Origin of the sequence: Nostoc sp., from assembly GCF_036918245.1 — a bacterium.
Lineage (GTDB): Bacteria > Cyanobacteriota > Cyanobacteriia > Cyanobacteriales > Nostocaceae > Nostoc.
Window position 1 is genome coordinate 80,028 of record NZ_JBALEF010000017.1, and the last position, 18,531, is coordinate 98,558.

An 18,531-nucleotide genomic window follows, 5' to 3' on the forward strand; every position below is an offset into this window, starting at 1 on the left:
AACACTGTGGCAACCACAGCATAACGGATGAAATGAGATTCATAACAAAATTTTGATAGTCACAGAAGAAAAAGCAGTAGTATCATCCTTGATGACGAGGATACACATTGACTATTAAAAAGGATGCACACGAGTATAATCTACATAAACTTAGTAGCCATGATATTTACCATCATTGCATTTCTTAATTTTGAATTCTGGAATTCTTGAATCTCCTCACCTCTATAACTAAAATTCTCATGAAAACTGTTTTAATTGTCGAAGACGATCTAATTAATGCTCGTGTTTTTTCCAAAATTTTGTCCAAGCGTGGTGGCTTGGGTGTGAAACACACTGAAAATGTCGAAGAAGTCATCAAAATTGCCCAATCAGGAGAAGCCGACCTGATTTTGATGGATGTTTCTCTCTCCAGAAGTGTTTACCAAGGCAAGTCTGTTGATGGAATCAAGATTACACAAATGTTAAAATCCGATCCAAAAACAGCAAACTTACCTGTGATTCTGGTGACAGCACATGCTATGGAAGGCGATCGCGAGAATTTTCTCAAGCAAAGCGGTGCTGATGGCTACATTTCTAAGCCAGTTGTTGACCATCAACAGTTCGTTGACCAAATCATCGCACTTCTACCCACAGACTAACACTGGAAATTAACGACTTATTTCAGGAATACTTGCCCGCCAATGTTTTTGGGCAACTAATTCCTGTATTTATCTAGTATAGATGTACTACGAAAAGGTACTGCTAGGCAAGTGGTAAGAAGGAGTGCTGAGTCAGGAGTTATGAGTTCAAATATTTAACTGTTAACTCCAAACTTCTAACTCCAAACTCTTTACTCAGCACGGGCTAAACCTTAGCTATCCGCTAACAGCACTCAGCACTACCTATTGAGTAGGCTGTTTTCTAAGTGTAGGCGCTGATGATGAGTTTTCTCGTTGCTGTATAGCTGCTTGAATACGTGGTAATTCTAGGAATTTTTTCGTATCAGACAGTAGACGATCGCCCCAGAGATTTTCTTTGAGGAAATTCAAGTTAGCATAGCGCGAATCAATACGGAGTGCAGCTTCTCCCAAAGTTAGTCCTTGTTGGCGATCGCCTTTAGTATACAGTGCCACGGCTAAGGCCAATAAAGGTTCTGCCGCTTGTTTCTCAAGGGTTACAGCAGATTGCCATCGCTTAATCGCTTCCGGGATATTACCCTGTTCGTAGTTGATTAAGCCAATATTGTTGAGCGCCGGCCAGAATTTTTTATCTTGAGAGATAGCTTTATCGTACTGTGCGATCGCATCTGGCAATTTACCCAACAAATAATAAGCATTACCCAAATCAAATAATCCCTCTGGATCGTTGGGTTTTAATTTTAAACCATCTTGATAATTGACAACAGCAGCCTGGTAATTTTTCTGTTGAAAATTCGCTGAACCCAAAGCAAACAAAATATCACCATTTTTGGGGTTGAGAGATTGTGCTTTTTTCAGACTAGCGATCGCCCCATCAAACTCTTTCGTTTGCAGTTGCAATCCACCTAATAGCAACCACACTTTATCATTCCCAGGAGCCAGTTGACTAGCCAGCCGCGCTCGTGGCAAAGCTAATTCAACCTGTTGAAACTGAGCTAGTTGAGCCGCCTCTTGTGCCAAGCTCAACCCCTGCTTTTCTAACTTTGTCGCATCTAGTTGCAGTGTATGAGGTATTAATGCCTGCGCGTTAGCGGCTTTTGGCATACTCCATAAACTACAGACCATTAAAAGAGAAATCAAACGAACATGTTTAGGCACACTACCGCCTTTAAGCCACTAATCAAAGAATCTTTCAGCTAGCTTAAACGATCTGCGCTCTTGACGGTAGCAAAATCTTACCAATCTTGGGGAAAGGGATGTGGAGAAATGAGAGAGTTGAAAAGCAGGGGAGCATACTTCGACTCCCTTCCCTACGGGACGCTACACGAACGACTACCAAGAGGGCAAGTCGCTCAGTAACCGGGGGAGCAGGGGAGAAATTGCAGTAAGTTTTTCCCCTCTGCCTCTTTGCACCTCTGCCTCTTCCAATGCCCAATACTTCGACTCCCTTCCCTACGGGACGCTACACGAACGACTACCAAGAGGGCAAGTCGCTCAGTACAAGTGCCCAATGCCCCATACCCATTAAACAATTGATGACTTTGGTCATACATCAGTCTGGAATTACTAGTGACTTTGGTCATACATCAGTCTAGATGTTTTGAACGATAATTATTATGTATGAATTTATACGATGAGGTAGATATTAAACACTTTGATATCAAAAAAAAGCAACTGTCTAAGATTGCTTCATCCAAACCTCAGCAGAATAGAACTTTAATGTAAGTAAGGAGTCAATTCCATGTTGAAACCAAACCGTATATCGATTGTATTAGCTGCTGCTGCCCTGATCGTTGTTCCCACTCTCTTGACTGCCCCTGCAAATGCCCAGACGAAAGTCTACGTTGTTGGCGATCGCGATCAAAATTGGGATCGTGACGGCAGATCCAATTCTAGAGAAGTCAGAAACTCTAGAGACAGGGATAATTGGAACCGCGACGGCAGATCCAATTCTAGAGAAGTCAGAAACTCTAGAGACAGGGATAATTGGAATCGCGACGGCAGATCCAATTCTAGAGAAGTCAGAAACTCTAGAGACAGGGATAATTGGAATCGTGACAACCAATTTAATGGCAGAGTAGTCAGACTTGGTAATGGTGATATCAGATATCCCAATGGGCAAATTATTCCTGCTAGATCCGTAATCAGACTGCGCGATCAAGGTTACTTCAGACTTCCTAACGGGGATATTCTTCTTCCCAATCAGGAAATTGTTCCTGCTGGGAGATTAGTGAGAGTGCGTGATGATTACTTCAGACTTCCTAGTGGATTAGTACTGCAAATAAACCTTTAAAACACTAAAAACTCAAAATCATTGTCAGTATTAGGCTACCAGGCTATAGTTTTAGCCGTGAATAACAGCTCGGTAGCCGTTCTTTATAGACAAAATGGATATGAAAATTGATACACAAAATACCGTAGATTCATCAGTTTTAGTTCCAGAGGTAAAGAAAAAAAAAGGCAGACGTAATTGGCTCTCTTGGCTAATTGCTCTTTGCCTTTTGGGTGGAATTAGCTATGCAGTTTATTACCAAGTAACGGTTGCTCCCCGTCAACAAGCCAGCCGCCGGGTACTGACAAGACCTGTAGAAAGGCAGAGTTTAACAATCACAGTTTCAGCGAACGGAACGGTGAAACCTGAGCGGTCAATCAACCTTAGCCCAAAAAATTCCGGCATCTTGAAAAGCCTGCTGGCGAAAGAAGGAGATATCGTCAAACAAGGACAGATTGTCGCTTACATGGATGATTCCAACCTCCGGGGGCAACTTACCTCCGCTCAAGGACAAGTGGCACAAGCCGAGGCGAATTTGCAAAAAGCGATCGCAGGTAATCGTCCTCAAGATATTGCCCAATCACAGGGAGCATTAGACGAAGCCGAGGCGAATTTGCAAAAAGCGATCGCAGGTAATCGCTCTCAAGATATTGCCCAAGCACAGGCACGCTTGCAAAGCGCTCAAGCTGCCCTTCGCCAAGCAGAAGATGATTTTGCTCGTAATCAGCAACTTTACAATGCAGGTGGTATTTCCCTTCAGACTCTCAACCAAAACCGTTCCAATCGCGACAGCGCCCAAGCTAATGTAAATGAAGCACAGCAAGCACTGGGGTTGCAAAAAGCCGGGTCACGTCCAGAAGACATCGAGCAAGTACGAGCTGTGGTGAAGCAAAGACAGCAAGCTTTGGCACTCCTGAAAGCCGGAACGCGCCAAGAAGATATTAATGCCGCTCGTGCCCAGGTAACATCGGCTCGTGGTTCGCTGCAAAACATTCAAGCCGAAATCAACGACACGATCATTCGCGCACCCTTTGATGGTGTGGTGACAAAGAAATTTGCCGATCCAGGCGCTTTCGTGACACCCACAACTGCCAGTAGTGAAGTAGCTTCTTCTTCTTCTTCTTCAATCTTGTCTTTAGCTTCCACAAATGAAGTTGTCGCCAATTTAGCGGAAACAAATATTTCCAAAATCAGCCTTGGTCAAAAAGTCTCGATTAAAGCAGATGCCTATCCAGGAAAAACCTTTGAAGGTAAAGTCAGCCAAATTGCTGCCCAAGCAATAGTAGAGCAAAACGTCACCAGTTTTGAAGTGAGAGTATCGCTTTTAGACCCTCAAAGACTACTGCGGTCTGGGATGAATGCGGAAGTAGATTTTCAAGTCGGTCAAGTTCAAAATGTTTTAGTAGTGCCAACAGCCTCGGTGGTACGCCAAGAAAATGCTACAGGCGTGTTTGTGCCAGGAAAAAATAACAGACCTGTGTTCACTCGCATTGAGACTGGCGTCACCGCGAATAACTTTACTGAAGTTAAGTCTGGATTGACAGGAGAGGAAAGGGTGTTGCTCAGTTTCCCACCAGGATCGCGTCCGCAATCAACACCAAGAGGAGGAGTTTTCCCTGGTCTAGGTGGTGGTGGAGGCGGAGGAAGAGGAGCCGGTGGCGGCGGAGGTCGTTCAGGCGGTGGTTCTGCTGGTGGTTCCCCTTAAAGTGAGTTTTAAATCAATACGGTTTAGTTAAAAAGAGGCAAGGGAGCAAGGGGATGGAACAGAAAGGGGAGCAAAAAGGTTCAACTGCCGAGTAAAAAGGCTCAACTGTCGAGTCAAAAGGTTCAACTGCCGAGTCAAAAGGCTCAACTGTCGAGTCAAAAGGCTCAACTGTCGAGTCAAAAGGCTCAACTGCTGAGTCAAAAGGCTCAACTGCCGAGTAAAAAGGCTCAACTGCCGAGTAAAAAGGCTCAACTGCTGAGTCAAAAGGCTCAACTGTCGAGTCAAAAGGCTCAACTGTCGAGTCAAAAGGTTCAACTGTCGAGTCAAAAGGTTCAACTGCCGAGTCAAAAGGCTCAACTGCCGAGTCAAAAGGCTCAATTTTTTTAACGAACCGCAAAGGACGCAAAGGACGCAAAGGAAGAGAAGGAAGAAATGCTTAACTGAATTGTATTGAGTTTCAAATAAAACTTTATGTTTAAGATATTTAAGGGCTTTTACAAAGTTAAGAATACCCGCACAGTACCATTGCTGGAAATCTTGACAATGGCGGCAGAGACTCTGTGGAGTAACAAATTACGCACAGGTCTAACTATGTTGGGCGTGATTATTGGGATTTCTTCAGTTATTGCCATTACTTCTGTCGGTCAGGGAGTACAAAAAGGAGTTGAGCAACAGATCCAAGCATTGGGTACAGATGTGATCCAAATCTTAGCCGGTGCGGCAAGAAGCGGGAATGTCCGTCAAGGAGTAGGTTCTAGCAGTACCTTGACTTGGGAAGATGCGAAAGCGATCGCTACACAAGCGCCATCAGCACAGATGGTTTCTGCTTATCTCCAACGGACTGCTCAAGTTGTCTATGCAGGACAGAACACCTCAACAACCATTTATGGCACAGATTTGAACTACCCAGAAGTCAGAAATACTCACCCCCAACAAGGGAGATATTTTACTCAGGAAGAACTAGATATTGCCGCACAGCTTGCCATTCTTGGCCCGACAGTTCAAAAAACACTCTTTGCACAGGGTGTAAATCCGATCGGTGAGAGAATTCGGATTCAGGGAGAGGCTTATGAAGTGATTGGGGTGATGGAACCTAAAGGTTCTCAGGGGCCGATGGATCGAGATGACCAGATTTTTATTCCTCTAACTAGTATGTCGAAGAGACTAGTTGGGAATAATGCCCTGGTGGGCGTTTCTGTAAGTGGAATTTTAGTCAAAGGCGCTAATCAGGAGCAGTTAGAAGCCGCTCAGTTTCAAGTCACCAATCTTTTACGGCTGCGTCATAACATTTATCCCCCACAAGCTGATGATTTTCGGCTGACTAATCAAGCTGATATTGTTAGTACCTTTACTAGTATTGTGGGTTTATTTACAGTCATGGTGGTAGCGATCGCTGGAATTTCTCTGGTTGTTGGTGGTATTGGTATTGCTAACATTATGCTAGTTTCTGTGGTCGAGCGGACGCGAGAAATCGGGATTCGCAAAGCTGTAGGAGCAACTAATTCTGCAATACTTAATCAATTTTTAGCGGAAGCGATCGTGATTTCCATTGTCGGCGGAGGTATTGGCATGGCAACTGGCATTTTATTAGCCTTTGTAGCTGCAAACGTTTTCAAGTTTCCGTTTGTAATTTCTTTATTGTCGATCGTTGCTGGCTTTGTACTCTCGTTAACTGTTGGCTTAATCGCTGGGGTGATTCCAGCACGGAACGCATCTAAATTAGATCCAATCAATGCTTTAAGAAGTGACTAGATAATTCGTAATTCGTAATTCGTAATTCGTAACTTTTATGCCAACCATGATTTGGATGGAATCTATTACTAAGACCTACCACTTGGGAGAAGTTAGTGTTCCCATACTCAAGGGAATTCAACTCTCGATTGAGGAAGGGGAATACGTCTCGATTATGGGTGCGTCAGGTTCGGGTAAATCCACGCTGATGAATATTTTGGGATGTCTGGATCGTCCCACAACTGGAGACTATATTTTTGAAGGCAGAAACCTGACGACTTTTGATGATGATGAATTAGCCTATATCCGCAACCAAAGGATAGGTTTTGTTTTCCAACAATTTAACCTATTGGCACGGGCGACAGCGTTGGAAAACGTGATGTTGCCAATGGTTTACGCCAATTTACCCAAGCCAAAACGCCGGGAAAGGGCATTAGAAGCCTTAGAAAAGGTAGGACTAGGGGGACGCATCGCTAACCGTCCTAGTCAACTCTCTGGCGGACAACAGCAACGAGTAGCGATCGCTCGTGCTTTGGTCAACCGACCTGCATTAGTTTTGGCTGATGAGCCAACAGGAGCTTTAGATACTGAAACTTCCCACGAGGTGATGAGTTTGCTGACTGAACTTAATGACCAAGGGATCACGATTGTGATTGTCACTCATGAACCAGATATCGCTGCTCAAACCCAAAGGATTATCCGAGTTCAGGATGGTTTGATTGTCGGCTAATTTGTTAAGATCAACCTTTTGAGGAGGAATTTAAGATTTAAATCTCTATAGGTCAATCAGAATGAAAACTTTTGATTATATCCTCAAATAACCTAATTAATTACTATATCTGGATTATGAATTTCAGCTTATTCTTCGTGCATTTTACCTGGTTTACTGTCGCAATCGCGATTCTTTTTCCAAATGCAGCAAGTGCAGCAACTCCGCTGAAAGCACAGAATTCTTCAAGCTCTGTACAAGTTCTTGATCGCCTCAACCCCAATCCCAATCCTCTCCAATTTCCGACTAAACCGGAGGAAGTAAAGATTCAGGGAACTGTGCCAATCAGTTTGGCACAAGCTTTGGAACTCGCAAAACGCAACAATCGAGACTTACAGGTAGCTATATTACAGCTAGAACGCAGTCGCTCGGCGCTCCGTGAGTCTCAAGCTGCCTTGTTTCCTACTCTTGGGATTAACAGTAGCGTGACTAATAATGGTAATGGTTTTAATAACAATTCATCTCAATCCAGCACCTCTTTTAATGGTTCAGCCCAACTGAATTATAATCTCTATAATTCTGGGAACCGACAAGCGAGTATCCGAGCCGCAGAAGAACAGCTACGGGTAGATCAATTAAATGTTGAAAGTCAGTTTTTGACAATTAGCTTGAATGCCACAACTCAATACTACAATTTGCAACAAGCAGATCAACAAGTAAGAATTAATCAGTCTGCTGTGACAAATGCCCAGGCTAGTTTGCGGGATACTCAAGCCAGAGAACAGGCTGGAGTAGGTACGCGGTTCGATGTGCTGCAAGCTCAGGTGAATTTAGCAAACGCCCAACAACAACTGACTAATGCAATCTCACAGCAGCAAATTGCCCGTCGTCAGCTTGCCACGTTGTTAAGTTTGTCGCAGTCAGTTGAGATCAGTGCCTCTGATCCTGTACAATTAGCGGGTCTTTGGCCGCAGACGGTAGAACAAAGTATTGTCCAAGCGTTTCAAAATCGTCCAGAGTTGCAACAGTATTTGGGACAACGTAATATTTACGAGCAACAGCGACGACAGGCACTTTCACAGCTAGGGCCGCAAGTTAGTTTGGTCGGCAACTACAATCTGCTAGATCGGTATAACGATGGCGTTAGCATTACTGATGGCTATTCTGCAGGAATTCAAGGAAATCTAACATTGTTTGAAGGGGGAGCAGCAAAAGCGCGTGCAGATCAGTCGAGAGCTAATATTGGAATCGCAGAGAGTCAATTTGCTACCCAACGCGACCAAATTCGCTTTGATGTAGAACAGTACTATGCTCAATTGCAATCCAATTTAAATAATGTGCAGACTTCTAGTGTGGCTTTAAATCAAGCCAGGGAAGCTCTGAATTTAGCAAGATTGAGGTTCCAAGCTGGTGTGGGCACTCAAACAGAGGTGATTGATGCTGAAAATGACCTGACAAGAGCAGAAGGTAATCGAGTCGCAGCTATTTTGGATTACAATCGCGCTCTAGCTAATTTACAAAGATCGGTAACATCTAGGGCTTCGCGCTAAGGTCAAATCATTAAAGAAAAGTTTGCTTAGTACAGCATTTCATGAATTGGTAGCGAATTAAAGAAAGGCAATACCCCGCAATGCCAATGTATTGGGATGCATTGTTAACGCATCGGCTTGCATTGTTAACGCATTGGGTTGCATTGTTAACGCATCGGCTTGCATTGTTAACGCATTGGGTTGCATTGTTAACGCATTGGCTTGCATTGTTAACGCATTGGGTTGCATTGTTAACGCATTGGGTTGCATTGTTAACGCATTGGCTTGCATTGTTCGCAAAGACAATCTAGCGACCCTGCCGGGGAGGGAACAAGGCGATGCAAGTGAGGTTGGGCAAAACAACGTGCGATTGCCTTTGGCACAACCATACAGCCAATTACTAATGACTATCTTCAGTACAAAAATACATTTATTACTTAAAAAGATTAAATATAAACACATAAAAGATTACTGCTGACAGCCAGCAGTTAGCGATCGCAATCGGGGCAGTGCCAAAGGCAATCGTAACAAAGCCTTTGAAAATAGCTTTTGGAAAAACAATTGATATCAAGTTTGGCTAATTAGTTTTAATTCCCAAATTTATGCAGAAAGCCCAAAAGCCCTCTCCTCTGATTCTTTGCTCCTCTGCACCCCTGCTGCCTGATAAGTCTTTAACTGGACATGATATGAGAAGCTGACACAAGCAACTCTAACAAAGATAAAAACGCTACGTGACAAGATTTGGACAAGCTTCGAGGTAAGCAAGAGGCAGTAACAGCTTTAGTAGAGGCAGAAAAAGGGTCAAGGGCTAATTTAGATCAGGTAGTTGGTTACTTACAAGAGATAATGAAATCTGACCCAAATTTTGCACAATCAGAAGAAAAATTAGCGTCAGAGATTCAGGATGAATCTCTGTGTTGGTCGTAATGCAACAGTCAGATTCTTAAACTTCAAGCTTTAACCAATCTTTAAGTTGCAGCTCTTGAAGTAGTTGAATTTACAAGCGAGGATGTGATGACTCAATATGACTATATTGTGATTGGTGCAGGTTCGGCAGGCTGCGTTGTCGCCAACCGGATGACACAAGAGAGTGAAACAACTGTGTTATTACTCGAAGCTGGCAATCCAGATACTAAACCTGAGATTCAAATCCCGTTGTCATCCCCCAACCTACCTCGCTCGGAACTGGACTGGAAATATTTTTCTGAACCAGAACCGTACCTGAATAACCGCAAAATCTTTTGTCCCCGTGGCAAAGTCTTGGGTGGCAGCAGTTCGATTAATTCCATGATTTATATCCGGGGCAATGATCACGATTATGACCACTGGCAGTCATTGGGGAATCCTGGTTGGAGTTACCAAGATGTATTGCCCTATTTCAAGAAATCTGAGAACCAGCAACGCGGTGCCGACGCATACCACGGGGTTGATGGTGAGTTGAGCGTCACCGATATTCAACCCCCTACTGTGGCATCGCAACGATTTGTAGAAGCAGCCGTGGCAATCGGATATAAGCACAATCCTGACTTCAATGGAATACAGCAATCAGGTGCGGGAATTTATCAGTTGACGGTCAAGGATGGTAAACGTCACAGTGCTGCTGCTGCATTCTTGGTGCCAATTCTCCAGCGTCCCAATTTAACAATAACAACAGGAGCGTTAGTGACTCGGTTATTGTTTGAGGGAACCCGCACCATTGGGGTGGAATATATGCACGAGGGAACGCTGCACCAAGCCAGGGTTAACAAAGAAGTGATTTTAAGTGCTGGTGCATTCGATTCGCCCAAGCTGCTGATGCTTTCCGGCATTGGTGATGCAGAACACCTGCAAGCAATGGGGATTCCTGTCGTCGTTGATTTGCCAGGTGTCGGTCAAAACCTCCAAGACCACTCTCTCGTTCCTGTGGCACACCAGATAATTACCAGTCCTGTGGCACACGAGGTAATTGCTGGGTTAGACCCGGCAATTAGCAGTAATGGTAACGCTGAAGCCGGATTGTTTTTGCATACCGAAGGTAATCTGGATGCCACGCCAGATTTACAGTTTTTCTTCGGTCCCATTCTGTGGATATCTCCTGGCAAAACCCTCTCTGGTTTGGGATTCACTGTTACAGTCAGTTTGACTCATCCTCAAAACATTGGGAGTGTCAGTTTGCCCTCGGCTGACCCCAAAGACCCACCGATTATTCGGATGAACTTTCTGCAAAGTCAATCCGATGTGCAAAAGCTAGTTGAAGGGATTAAAATAATGCGTAAATTATTTCATACAAGTGCCTTTGATCAGTTTCGAGGTGAGGAAATCAGTCCCGGTGCTGAGGTGATTAGCGATGAAGCACTCGAAGCTTACATCCGGGAATTTTGCGTTACGGGCTATCATCCTGTCGGCACCTGCAAAATGGGAACTGACCCAATGGCGGTTGTCGATCCCGAACTCCGGGTACGCGGTGTTACGGGGTTGCGGGTTGTTGATGCATCGATCATGCCAACTCTAGTCGGGGGAAATACGAACGCGCCCACCATTATGATCGGCGAGAAAGGAGCCGATTTAATTAAAGCCGCAGGTAGCGTTTCATCGCAAGTAGCTTCAGCAATGGCAAACTAACTCGCTGGCGCGATCACCTAAAGATAACGATGATTCACAAAACAGAGATTCAGGAAACGCTCAACCGGGATTCCAGGGATCTAGCTTTTGAAAAGACTCAAGGAGGCCTCAAAGCAAAGCTTTACCTCGTCTTCGAGCATTACGCACAAACGATAAAGTTGCCTAAATGCATCTAAGCTTAGAACAACTATGGCACAGTAATTACTGCTACTGGGCAATGGGCTTTACTTAGAATTGCATCGACTCTATGACCGAAGAAAACGCGACCTGTAACCATTCGGATATTACTCCCTAGAATAATTAGGTCAACTTCCTGGGTTTGGGCAAACTTGAGGATTTCCTTTTCTGGGCTGGTTCCTTGAAGAATATAGGTTTTGACATCAGCACCCAGATTGCGGCCAATGGCTGCTTGCTGTTCGAGCATATCGTGAGCAATTTCCTTGACTGGAGCTAGCGATCGCTGTTCGTAAAGAATATACTCAACCTGTGGCAAATTAATCACATTAACAATCATCACTAATGCCCCGGTTTGAGCGGCGATCGTACTTGCCATCTCTACGGCATTTTTACCATATTCTGTCCCCACCGTTGGCACCAAAATCTTTTTCAGCTGTTGTTGAGCGATTTTGCATATCTCGCCTTTGGTTTGGAGTAGATGCGACTTTACCACCATCGTTGCACAAGGGGCTTCTTGGACAACCCGATCAACAAGCAAATTGAACAATGCTTTCTGGGGGCTTATCTGTTCAGAAGCTCCCAGTACAATCAAGTCATAGTTTTTGTTCGCTTCATTCAGAATTACCTCCGCTTTATTACGCCCAGACTCCGTTTTTGTTTGCAGGGTGGTATCAGCAGGTAGCTGCATTTCCTCAGTCACAGCAGTCAGAGCTTGCTCGGCGGCGGTATCTTTAACCTGGGTTGCCGCCATCCGGCGTCCTCTGCTTTGAGGTTGCTTATCACTCAGGGCATATAGAGATGTAACTTCTATCGAATTTTGGTGAGCCATGTAACCGACTAGTTGCGCTGCGAGTTGGATGTTGGGGCCACCACTAGTAGGTATTAAAACACGCTGGATCTGCTTGATAAAGCTGCGGCTATCCTGTTCTTCTTGTTCCAAACGTCGAGCTTCCTCTTCACCCATAACCACTTTTGATAAAGTCCAGCGCAGCAGGGGTGGAGCCATTAAAGAAGTGACGATCGCCACCATGACAATAATCGAGTACATCTGGGGATTCAGCACTCCCAAAGATAAACCAATCGTGGCAACGACAATTTCCATCGCCCCGCGAGCATTCATCCCGGAACCCATCGCCAAACCTTCCCAATGACTCAATCCGCCCGCACGAGAACCAAGGTAAGCACCTGTAAATTTGCCAACACAAGCGACAACGAGAACAATCAAGCCAAATATCAACGTTTGAGGGACTAACAGAGCTAGTAAATTCACTTTCAAGCCCGCTGAAGCAAAGAAAATTGGCGCTAGAAAGGCTGCTGTGAAGACTTCTAACATGTGTCCAGCTTCATTGCTAAAGCGGCGGGATTGACCTGCTAGAATCCCCATTACAAAAGCACCTAATGCCGCTTCTAGACCTAATCCGTGGGTAAGTGCTGCTGCTGAGAGCGCAAGAATCAGCACAACCGACATACTAGCGGCGATTCCACCAACATAGTCATCAACCCAGCGCAAAATCTGGTCTACAATGGTACGCCCAATTGTGAAGGCGATCGCTAGAAACAATACCGCTGCACTCACAGAATGGAAAATTGTCCCAAAGTCAAATTTACCGCTACTAGCTAAACCTGAAACCACAGAAAGTAAAATCCAGCCGATGGTGTCGTCAGTCATGCCGGCAGCTAGGGTAATTTGACCAATGTCACGGCGAATCAGGTTTAAGTCCATCAACACCTTAGCAATCACTGGGACTGCGGAAATACTCATTGCTGTGGCGATGAACAGACTGAATACCAATCGCTTTTCTGGGTCGGCTAAAAAACTATCTGGCAATAGCCAGCCCAATCCAAATCCGGTGATAAACGGGATAATAATTCCACCCAGTGAAATCAAAAGAGCCGTTTTACCCTTACGAAGAATCAGCTTGAGATCCGTCTCCAACCCAGTCACAATCAGCAAAAATAACACGCCTAACCAAGAAATCACCGAAAGTAAATTAGACTGTTCTTGACTTTTGGGAAAGATGTGTGCTTGTAAGTCGGGAAGCAGCAAACCAAATAGAGAAGGGCCAAGCAGCACACCCGCCAGTAATTCCCCAACAACAGGCGGTAGATTAATCCGGCGCATCAATTCACCTAATCCCCGCGCTACCAGAAGCAATAGTGACAGTTGCACCAGTACCAACAGCAGTTCATGATGACCGAGAGGTTTAATTAAACCGTCACCTGCTACTTTCTGTGCAGCAAGTACAGGCACTAATATCAGGGACAGGTTTTGCATAATGTCCAAAGGTTGGATTACAAATTTTTAAAGGGGCTGCTTCAAGTAAATCTGAAAATGTTTAGTTCTACATCGGTCTAGGAGGTTAAAGTGTCATTGTCTATTATTAATGGCAAGATTATCATGGGCGATCGCCCTAAGTTGTCAGGTAAGAAACAAAGCTTTGCTCATTCAGTTATTTTTGAGCGCGAACAAAGAACTTTGTAGTGTCTATCCAAAGACCTTGATCGGTTGCTAATTTCTCAATTTCTGCTTTGTACTCAACTTGCAACTGATTTAATTGTGCTTGTGATAATTTTGACAACAGGGGATTACCTTTAAAATTTATATTAATTGCTATCTCAGATAATCTGTTATCCCTAAGAGGTTGATAACGTCCTGATGGTTCAATCTTAATTTCGATATCTCTAAAACCTGCCTGATTGAGCAAATTGCGGCATTTTTCTGGAGTCCCAAGTGGCTCAAGGATATGTGGTAGCGATACGCCCAAAACTTTAGCGCAGATCCTCTGCTGAAGAGATGCCATATAAGCAGTTTCGGGAGGACAGGTAAATGCCACATACCCTCCTGTTTTTAAGAAGCGATACCACTTTTGCAAAGTAGCAAGAATATCAGGAAAAAGTACAATTGCGTCACAGCAAAAGACAACATCAAAACTACTATCACTAAAGTTGAAGTATTCTGCATCTGCCTCAATCAACTCGATATTTTGTAATCTTGCTGCTGCAATCTTAAGTCTTGCTTGATGCAACATTCCAGGGGTCATGTCAATCCCAATCACATAGCCATCTGAACCAACTTTTTTAGCTGCGGGTATCGCAACTAAACCTGTTCCAGTTGCCACATCAAGGATTTTCTGTCCCGAATGTAGGGGAACAAATTCAAGTAAAAGCTTGGCTTCTAGAGGATGGCGAGTATCTTTTTCATGGTCATAAGTCGTTCTACTACCATAAAATTCTTTTAGTTGCTGCTTATAAATATCCAGATCGGTCATAACCAAATGTCAAATTTTCTCCACTTTATAGTAACTCTTGTTGTGATATTGAGTTGTTCGCTGCTGAACCTAACCGTGACAGCACAAGCCGCGTCTTCATCCACCACTGTTTACGAACAACGGATAATCCACAGTCCAGATGGTATCGGCAAATACTACATGGGGCGCGAAATCGCCCAAGTTATGGGATACACTGGCGCTGGCTGGCTAGAACGTCCAAATCGAGAGAGAGAAGAACAGCCAAGTAAGGTAGTCAGCCTCCTCAACCTAAAACCTAACGATGTGGTGGCAGATATTGGCGCTGGTACAGGTTACTTAAGCTTTCGCATCGCGCCGTTATTAACAGCAGGTAAGGTGTTAGCTGTAGATGTTCAACCAGAAATGTTAGAAATCATTGAGTTGTTCAAAAAAGAGAAAAATATCACCAATGTTGAGCCGATTTTAGCCACTTTTACTGACCCCAACTTATCATCTGAAAGTATCGATTTGGCATTGATGGTAGATGCTTATCATGAACTTGAGTATCCCCAAGAAGTAATGCAAGGAATTGTGAAAGCACTTAAACCAGGTGGGAAGGTGGTGCTGGTTGAGTACCGGGGTGAAAATCCCTTTATTCTGATTAAACGTCTGCACAAAATGACTCAAAAGCAAGTCCGTAAAGAAATGCAAGCTGTTGGTTTAGTTTGGCGGGAAACTAAAAACTTGTTACCTCAACAGCATTTAATGGTATTTGAGAAACCAGATTCTAGCGATTTCTTGACAAGATGAGGCTTGGGCAGTGTATCAGAATAAAAAAGGGCAAACGCATCTAAATTACTCTTGTTCACAACCAAGGTTAAGAAGCAACGAAAAAATGTATCGATGAATGTAAACTATCTAAAGCTTAATTCAACCAAAATAATTCTTGAAAAAGTTGCAGTCAATAATGGATTACTGACATGGTATAACATCGTTAAGTCCGTTGACCAATTAAATGATGTTGAACTCAATCCCCCTTCATTTTATGTACTTAAGGAGCTTGTTAATGTTAGGTTTCTTCGACTAGAGCCGCCAGAAGGAGGAAACTCAGCTAAATATTGGCTAACAGAGACTGGTAGACTCTTTTTAAGTCAAAGTTTAAATGATTGAGCCGAGACAAAGCCAGATTAAAAGTAGCGATTTTATTTGATAACTCCTGGTAAAAACTAACAATGCACCACAGAATTTTGCAGTTAATTTGTTATGTCTAAAAAAGGCTGTTAAATTAGGGATGAAAAATAAGCATATTGAATGCTCCCCAGCGTTTTTTTGGCATCAGTCTATTTTTTGGGGAATGAGACTGGCGCTTTTGGTTACACTATCCCAAACAATCCAGTTAAGAGAATTATCTAAATCATCGGGGCTGTTTGAAACTTTAAAATATAGCTTTTCTTCACGTTTTCTTTCAATGGCAAAGTCGGCATTTTGAGCATAAGCGACTATAAAACCTTTATCTCGCAAACAATACATCGCCCAGGCTTTCAATGATTGCTTGTATGGTTCGTGTGGAATTGGCGGTTTTGTGATTGTGTCTTCAATTACTTTAAATATTTGCGTGAGTTTAGCGGTCATAGTAGATACTTTTGTTATTACCCCTAAGTTAACTAGCTTCTGGATCGCAACGAATTTCAATCATAAAGCCATCTGGATCGTAAAAATACACTCCTCTACCAGTAGGGCGAGTGACTGGGCCATGTGCGATCGCTATTTTATTTTCTCTGATCACTGTCACCGCGCGCTCGAATAACTGCGGATCGATGTCAAAGGCTAGATGGTAGGCTCTGGTGAAGGTCTTTTCGGGGTCTGGATTTGGTGGTATTAAGTCGGGTTCCCCAAATAAATCCAGTATCGTCCCATCCGGGGTGATGAAGTTGGCTACTTTCCCAGATGCGACAAGTTCCACCAGAGTTGCAGGTACTTCGTCGCCTGTCAGTTCGTGCAAACCCAGGATTGTGCCATAAAAGTAGCGGGAAGCTTGCATATCTTTAACGTTGAGGGCAATGTGATGCACTTTACGCAGATTGCCCGGAGCAAGGACACTGTTCACGGATTGGGTGCTAGATAGCATAATAAAACAAAATTTCCATACAGAGATAGAAGCTCGACTTCTTTCTTAAAGTTTATTATTCATAATAAACACTTAGCATGGCTTTTGATTATTCTTTAGACTTTAAAAATATCGATTTTCGCCAACACCCTGAACTCTATCGTGTTGGCAAGGGTGAGCAGGGTGTACTTTTGGTAGAACCATACAAATCAGAAATTCTTCCCTACTGGCGGTTTAAAACTCCTGAGATTGCTAGAGAGTCGAGTGAAAAAATATACGAGCTTTTTCTTGATTATTTAGAGAAAGATGATTTTGTTGGAGCGGATATGGCACGAAAGTTTATCCAAATGGGCTATACTCGCTCCCGCCGTTATGCTAATCATAAAAGCGGCAGGAAGTATAAACAAAATTCGGAAACTTCAGATTCCAAAAAAGAGATTCTTCCTTATGAAGTAGACCCAGTTAAAGCCGAATCAGCAGCAATATTTAAAGCCAAGTGGGTAGAAGCAAAGACAAATGAGAAATATCAAGAGCTTTTAGTCAAACATAAGCAGATGTACGAGGTAGATTAATAACCTTTGTAGGTGGGTTAGGAAGGTAAAGCACCTTCCAAGTTGTTTTTACTGCGTTATGTTGTCCCTAAGCACTCTACCAAACAGCCGATCTGACAATTCAGATCAAGTAGAAAAGTCCACGAAAAACCTAACCCCCTAACCCCCTTCCCGACGCGGGAAGGGGGGAAATTTCAAAGTCTCTCTCCTTGTAGGAGAGAGATTTAGAGAGAGGTTTTCCAGATACTGGGAAAAGTCAGAACAGCCGACGAGTCTTTGATACTCGTGAATGAGTCTTTAATACTCGCTAATGAGTCTTTGATACTCGTGAACGAGTCTTTGATACTCGGTAATGAGTCTTTGATACTCGTGAACGAGTCTTTGATACTCGCCGACGAGTCTTTGATACTCGTGAACGAATCTTTGATACTCGCCGACGAGTCTTTAATACTCGTGAATGAGTCTTTAATACTCGCCGACGAGTCTTTAATACTCGTGAATGAGTCTTTAATACTCGCCGACGAGTCTTTGATACTCGTGAATGAGTCTTTAATACTCGCCGACGAGTCTTTGATACTCGCTGACGAGTTTAGAGGACTGATTGTAGAAACTTTTTACATTGTCGCCAATTAATTTAAGAGTAATGCGATCGCATCTGGCGGTGTGATATTTTACGAAAACGCTTGTTCAGCTAGAATTTTATCGTGATTTACTGACGTATCTTTAAATCCACTTCCCTTGGGTGCAGGAGTTAGGCGTAAACCTTGCTTTTGTGGAGGTAAAATAACCACATTGGCTGAGGAATTCTTCGAGGGCATTTTCTACAATAGCGCTAGCAGGTAAGGAAACTTCTTGATCACCGATGTAAGCACTGAGAGCATTAGCGATCGCATTTGGCAGTGTGATATTGAAGGATTGCATAAAGCTGATTATATTGTTGCCAATTAATTTAAGATTAACGCGATCGCATTTCCCCACTCACCAAGCCGACAAAAATCATACTGTGCAACAATAGCTGTAGCTTAGTCGGAGTATAAACTCTGGACTGGCAACAGTACATTCATTCAGACCTTAAAATTCTACTGGGTTGTTTATCTGTAGAGTTCTTATTGGGTTTGTTTGCTGCGGGATGGACAGAACAACAAGTGCTAGAAAACTATCCGACTCTTACCTCAGAAGCACTAAGGGCAGTATTTGCTTTTACGGCAGAGTGTATGCGTGAAGAATCTTTGTACACTCTACCGCTTTTGTCTGAGGCGGGATGATGCAGTTTCTAGCAAATGAAAATTATCACCTTTTTCCCGA

Annotated in this window: 20 protein-coding genes; 12 read left to right on the forward strand and 8 right to left on the reverse strand. The window is 43.6% G+C overall.

What is annotated here, in order from left to right; genetic code table 11:
• Window positions 1–239: 239 nt before the first annotated feature.
• A complete protein-coding gene (locus V7L12_RS03310; protein ID WP_069073372.1) occupies window positions 240–638 on the forward strand; it encodes a response regulator in 399 nt (132 codons plus the stop codon).
• 243 nt (window positions 639–881) lie between these two features.
• Here the strand turns inward: V7L12_RS03310 and V7L12_RS03315 are convergent, their stop codons facing one another.
• The gene (locus V7L12_RS03315; protein WP_335082116.1) at window positions 882–1,775 is read right to left on the reverse strand and encodes a tetratricopeptide repeat protein; all 894 of its coding nucleotides are present in this window, start codon (window positions 1,773–1,775) and stop codon (window positions 882–884) included.
• Between the two features lie 583 nt (window positions 1,776–2,358).
• Between V7L12_RS03315 and V7L12_RS03320 the strand changes: the two genes are divergently transcribed.
• A complete protein-coding gene (locus V7L12_RS03320; RefSeq protein ID WP_335082118.1) occupies window positions 2,359–2,910 on the forward strand; it encodes a hypothetical protein in 552 nt (183 codons plus the stop codon).
• 100 nt (window positions 2,911–3,010) lie between these two features.
• Window positions 3,011–4,594: an efflux RND transporter periplasmic adaptor subunit gene (locus V7L12_RS03325; protein WP_335082120.1), complete on the forward strand. Its 1,584-nt coding sequence runs from the start codon at window positions 3,011–3,013 to the stop codon at window positions 4,592–4,594.
• A 13-nt stretch (window positions 4,595–4,607) separates the two neighbouring features.
• Here the strand turns inward: V7L12_RS03325 and V7L12_RS03330 are convergent, their stop codons facing one another.
• Window positions 4,608–4,991 (reverse strand): hypothetical protein, encoded by a 384-nt coding sequence (locus V7L12_RS03330; RefSeq protein WP_335082122.1) that lies wholly within the window; start codon window positions 4,989–4,991, stop codon window positions 4,608–4,610.
• A 74-nt stretch (window positions 4,992–5,065) separates the two neighbouring features.
• Here V7L12_RS03330 and V7L12_RS03335 point away from each other — a divergent pair, with 74 nt between their 5' ends.
• The 3 genes from V7L12_RS03335 (at window position 5,066) to V7L12_RS03345 (ending at window position 8,584) form a co-directional block, all read left to right on the forward strand.
• Window positions 5,066–6,346 carry an ABC transporter permease gene (locus V7L12_RS03335; protein ID WP_442947864.1) on the forward strand — a complete coding sequence of 427 codons (1,281 nt, stop codon included), beginning with the start codon at window positions 5,066–5,068 and terminating at the stop codon, window positions 6,344–6,346.
• A 37-nt stretch (window positions 6,347–6,383) separates the two neighbouring features.
• A complete protein-coding gene (locus V7L12_RS03340; RefSeq protein ID WP_334822335.1) occupies window positions 6,384–7,055 on the forward strand; it encodes an ABC transporter ATP-binding protein in 672 nt (223 codons plus the stop codon).
• 116 nt (window positions 7,056–7,171) lie between these two features.
• The gene (locus V7L12_RS03345) at window positions 7,172–8,584 is read left to right on the forward strand and encodes a TolC family protein (RefSeq protein ID WP_335082124.1); all 1,413 of its coding nucleotides are present in this window, start codon (window positions 7,172–7,174) and stop codon (window positions 8,582–8,584) included.
• Window positions 8,585–8,641: 57 nt separating this feature from the next.
• Here the strand turns inward: V7L12_RS03345 and V7L12_RS03350 are convergent, their stop codons facing one another.
• Window positions 8,642–8,869, reverse strand: a complete 228-nt coding sequence (locus V7L12_RS03350; RefSeq protein WP_335082126.1) for a hypothetical protein — start codon at window positions 8,867–8,869, stop codon at window positions 8,642–8,644.
• Between the two features lie 435 nt (window positions 8,870–9,304).
• Here V7L12_RS03350 and V7L12_RS03355 point away from each other — a divergent pair, with 435 nt between their 5' ends.
• Window positions 9,305–9,490 (forward strand): hypothetical protein, encoded by a 186-nt coding sequence (locus tag V7L12_RS03355; protein WP_335082128.1) that lies wholly within the window; start codon window positions 9,305–9,307, stop codon window positions 9,488–9,490.
• Between the two features lie 87 nt (window positions 9,491–9,577).
• Window positions 9,578–11,164 carry a GMC family oxidoreductase gene (locus tag V7L12_RS03360; RefSeq protein ID WP_335082130.1) on the forward strand — a complete coding sequence of 529 codons (1,587 nt, stop codon included), beginning with the start codon at window positions 9,578–9,580 and terminating at the stop codon, window positions 11,162–11,164.
• 187 nt (window positions 11,165–11,351) lie between these two features.
• Here V7L12_RS03360 and V7L12_RS03365 read toward each other — a convergent pair whose 3' ends face one another.
• Both V7L12_RS03365 and V7L12_RS03370 read right to left on the reverse strand, forming a co-directional pair.
• On the reverse strand, window positions 11,352–13,616 hold the full coding sequence (locus tag V7L12_RS03365) for a cation:proton antiporter domain-containing protein (protein WP_335082132.1): 2,265 nt from the start codon (window positions 13,614–13,616) through the stop codon (window positions 11,352–11,354).
• 175 nt (window positions 13,617–13,791) lie between these two features.
• Complete coding sequence (locus tag V7L12_RS03370) at window positions 13,792–14,610, reverse strand: class I SAM-dependent methyltransferase (protein WP_335082134.1); 819 nt, start codon at window positions 14,608–14,610, stop codon at window positions 13,792–13,794.
• 6 nt (window positions 14,611–14,616) lie between these two features.
• Between V7L12_RS03370 and V7L12_RS03375 the strand changes: the two genes are divergently transcribed.
• Window positions 14,617–15,378 (forward strand): class I SAM-dependent methyltransferase, encoded by a 762-nt coding sequence (locus V7L12_RS03375; protein WP_335082136.1) that lies wholly within the window; start codon window positions 14,617–14,619, stop codon window positions 15,376–15,378.
• A 525-nt stretch (window positions 15,379–15,903) separates the two neighbouring features.
• Here the strand turns inward: V7L12_RS03375 and V7L12_RS03380 are convergent.
• On the reverse strand, window positions 15,904–16,200 hold the full coding sequence (locus V7L12_RS03380; protein WP_334815497.1) for a hypothetical protein: 297 nt from the start codon (window positions 16,198–16,200) through the stop codon (window positions 15,904–15,906).
• Between the two features lie 28 nt (window positions 16,201–16,228).
• Window positions 16,229–16,696 (reverse strand): VOC family protein, encoded by a 468-nt coding sequence (locus tag V7L12_RS03385; protein WP_335082138.1) that lies wholly within the window; start codon window positions 16,694–16,696, stop codon window positions 16,229–16,231.
• A gap of 77 nt (window positions 16,697–16,773) precedes the next feature.
• Here V7L12_RS03385 and V7L12_RS03390 point away from each other — a divergent pair, with 77 nt between their 5' ends.
• Window positions 16,774–17,247 carry a DUF4385 domain-containing protein gene (locus V7L12_RS03390; protein ID WP_334815493.1) on the forward strand — a complete coding sequence of 158 codons (474 nt, stop codon included), beginning with the start codon at window positions 16,774–16,776 and terminating at the stop codon, window positions 17,245–17,247.
• A gap of 264 nt (window positions 17,248–17,511) precedes the next feature.
• The gene (locus V7L12_RS03395; RefSeq protein ID WP_335082140.1) at window positions 17,512–17,859 is read left to right on the forward strand and encodes a hypothetical protein; all 348 of its coding nucleotides are present in this window, start codon (window positions 17,512–17,514) and stop codon (window positions 17,857–17,859) included.
• Window positions 17,860–17,949: 90 nt separating this feature from the next.
• On the opposite strand, the gene V7L12_RS03400 is transcribed toward V7L12_RS03395, so the two are convergent.
• On the reverse strand, window positions 17,950–18,147 hold the full coding sequence (locus V7L12_RS03400) for a hypothetical protein (protein WP_335082142.1): 198 nt from the start codon (window positions 18,145–18,147) through the stop codon (window positions 17,950–17,952).
• A 161-nt stretch (window positions 18,148–18,308) separates the two neighbouring features.
• Here V7L12_RS03400 and V7L12_RS03405 point away from each other — a divergent pair, with 161 nt between their 5' ends.
• Window positions 18,309–18,491: a DUF433 domain-containing protein gene (locus V7L12_RS03405; RefSeq protein WP_335082301.1), complete on the forward strand. Its 183-nt coding sequence runs from the start codon at window positions 18,309–18,311 to the stop codon at window positions 18,489–18,491.
• The last annotated feature ends 40 nt before the right edge of the window (window positions 18,492–18,531 follow it).

Bases quoted from the DNA above. Each gene is read 5' to 3' on its own strand.
- V7L12_RS03310 (WP_069073372.1), top strand. From the start codon at position 240: ATGAAAACTGTTTTAATTGTCGAAGACGATCTAATTAATGCTCGTGTT.
- V7L12_RS03320 (WP_335082118.1), top strand. From the start codon at position 2,359: ATGTTGAAACCAAACCGTATATCGATTGTATTAGCTGCTGCTGCCCTG.
- V7L12_RS03325 (WP_335082120.1), top strand. From the start codon at position 3,011: ATGAAAATTGATACACAAAATACCGTAGATTCATCAGTTTTAGTTCCA.
- V7L12_RS03335 (WP_442947864.1), top strand. From the start codon at position 5,066: ATGTTTAAGATATTTAAGGGCTTTTACAAAGTTAAGAATACCCGCACA.
- V7L12_RS03340 (WP_334822335.1), top strand. From the start codon at position 6,384: ATGCCAACCATGATTTGGATGGAATCTATTACTAAGACCTACCACTTG.
- V7L12_RS03345 (WP_335082124.1), top strand. From the start codon at position 7,172: ATGAATTTCAGCTTATTCTTCGTGCATTTTACCTGGTTTACTGTCGCA.
- V7L12_RS03360 (WP_335082130.1), top strand. From the start codon at position 9,578: ATGACTCAATATGACTATATTGTGATTGGTGCAGGTTCGGCAGGCTGC.
- V7L12_RS03365 (WP_335082132.1), bottom strand. From the start codon at position 13,616: ATGCAAAACCTGTCCCTGATATTAGTGCCTGTACTTGCTGCACAGAAA.
- V7L12_RS03370 (WP_335082134.1), bottom strand. From the start codon at position 14,610: ATGACCGATCTGGATATTTATAAGCAGCAACTAAAAGAATTTTATGGT.
- V7L12_RS03375 (WP_335082136.1), top strand. From the start codon at position 14,617: ATGTCAAATTTTCTCCACTTTATAGTAACTCTTGTTGTGATATTGAGT.
- V7L12_RS03380 (WP_334815497.1), bottom strand. From the start codon at position 16,200: ATGACCGCTAAACTCACGCAAATATTTAAAGTAATTGAAGACACAATC.
- V7L12_RS03385 (WP_335082138.1), bottom strand. From the start codon at position 16,696: ATGCTATCTAGCACCCAATCCGTGAACAGTGTCCTTGCTCCGGGCAAT.
- V7L12_RS03390 (WP_334815493.1), top strand. From the start codon at position 16,774: ATGGCTTTTGATTATTCTTTAGACTTTAAAAATATCGATTTTCGCCAA.
- V7L12_RS03400 (WP_335082142.1), bottom strand. From the start codon at position 18,147: ATGCAATCCTTCAATATCACACTGCCAAATGCGATCGCTAATGCTCTC.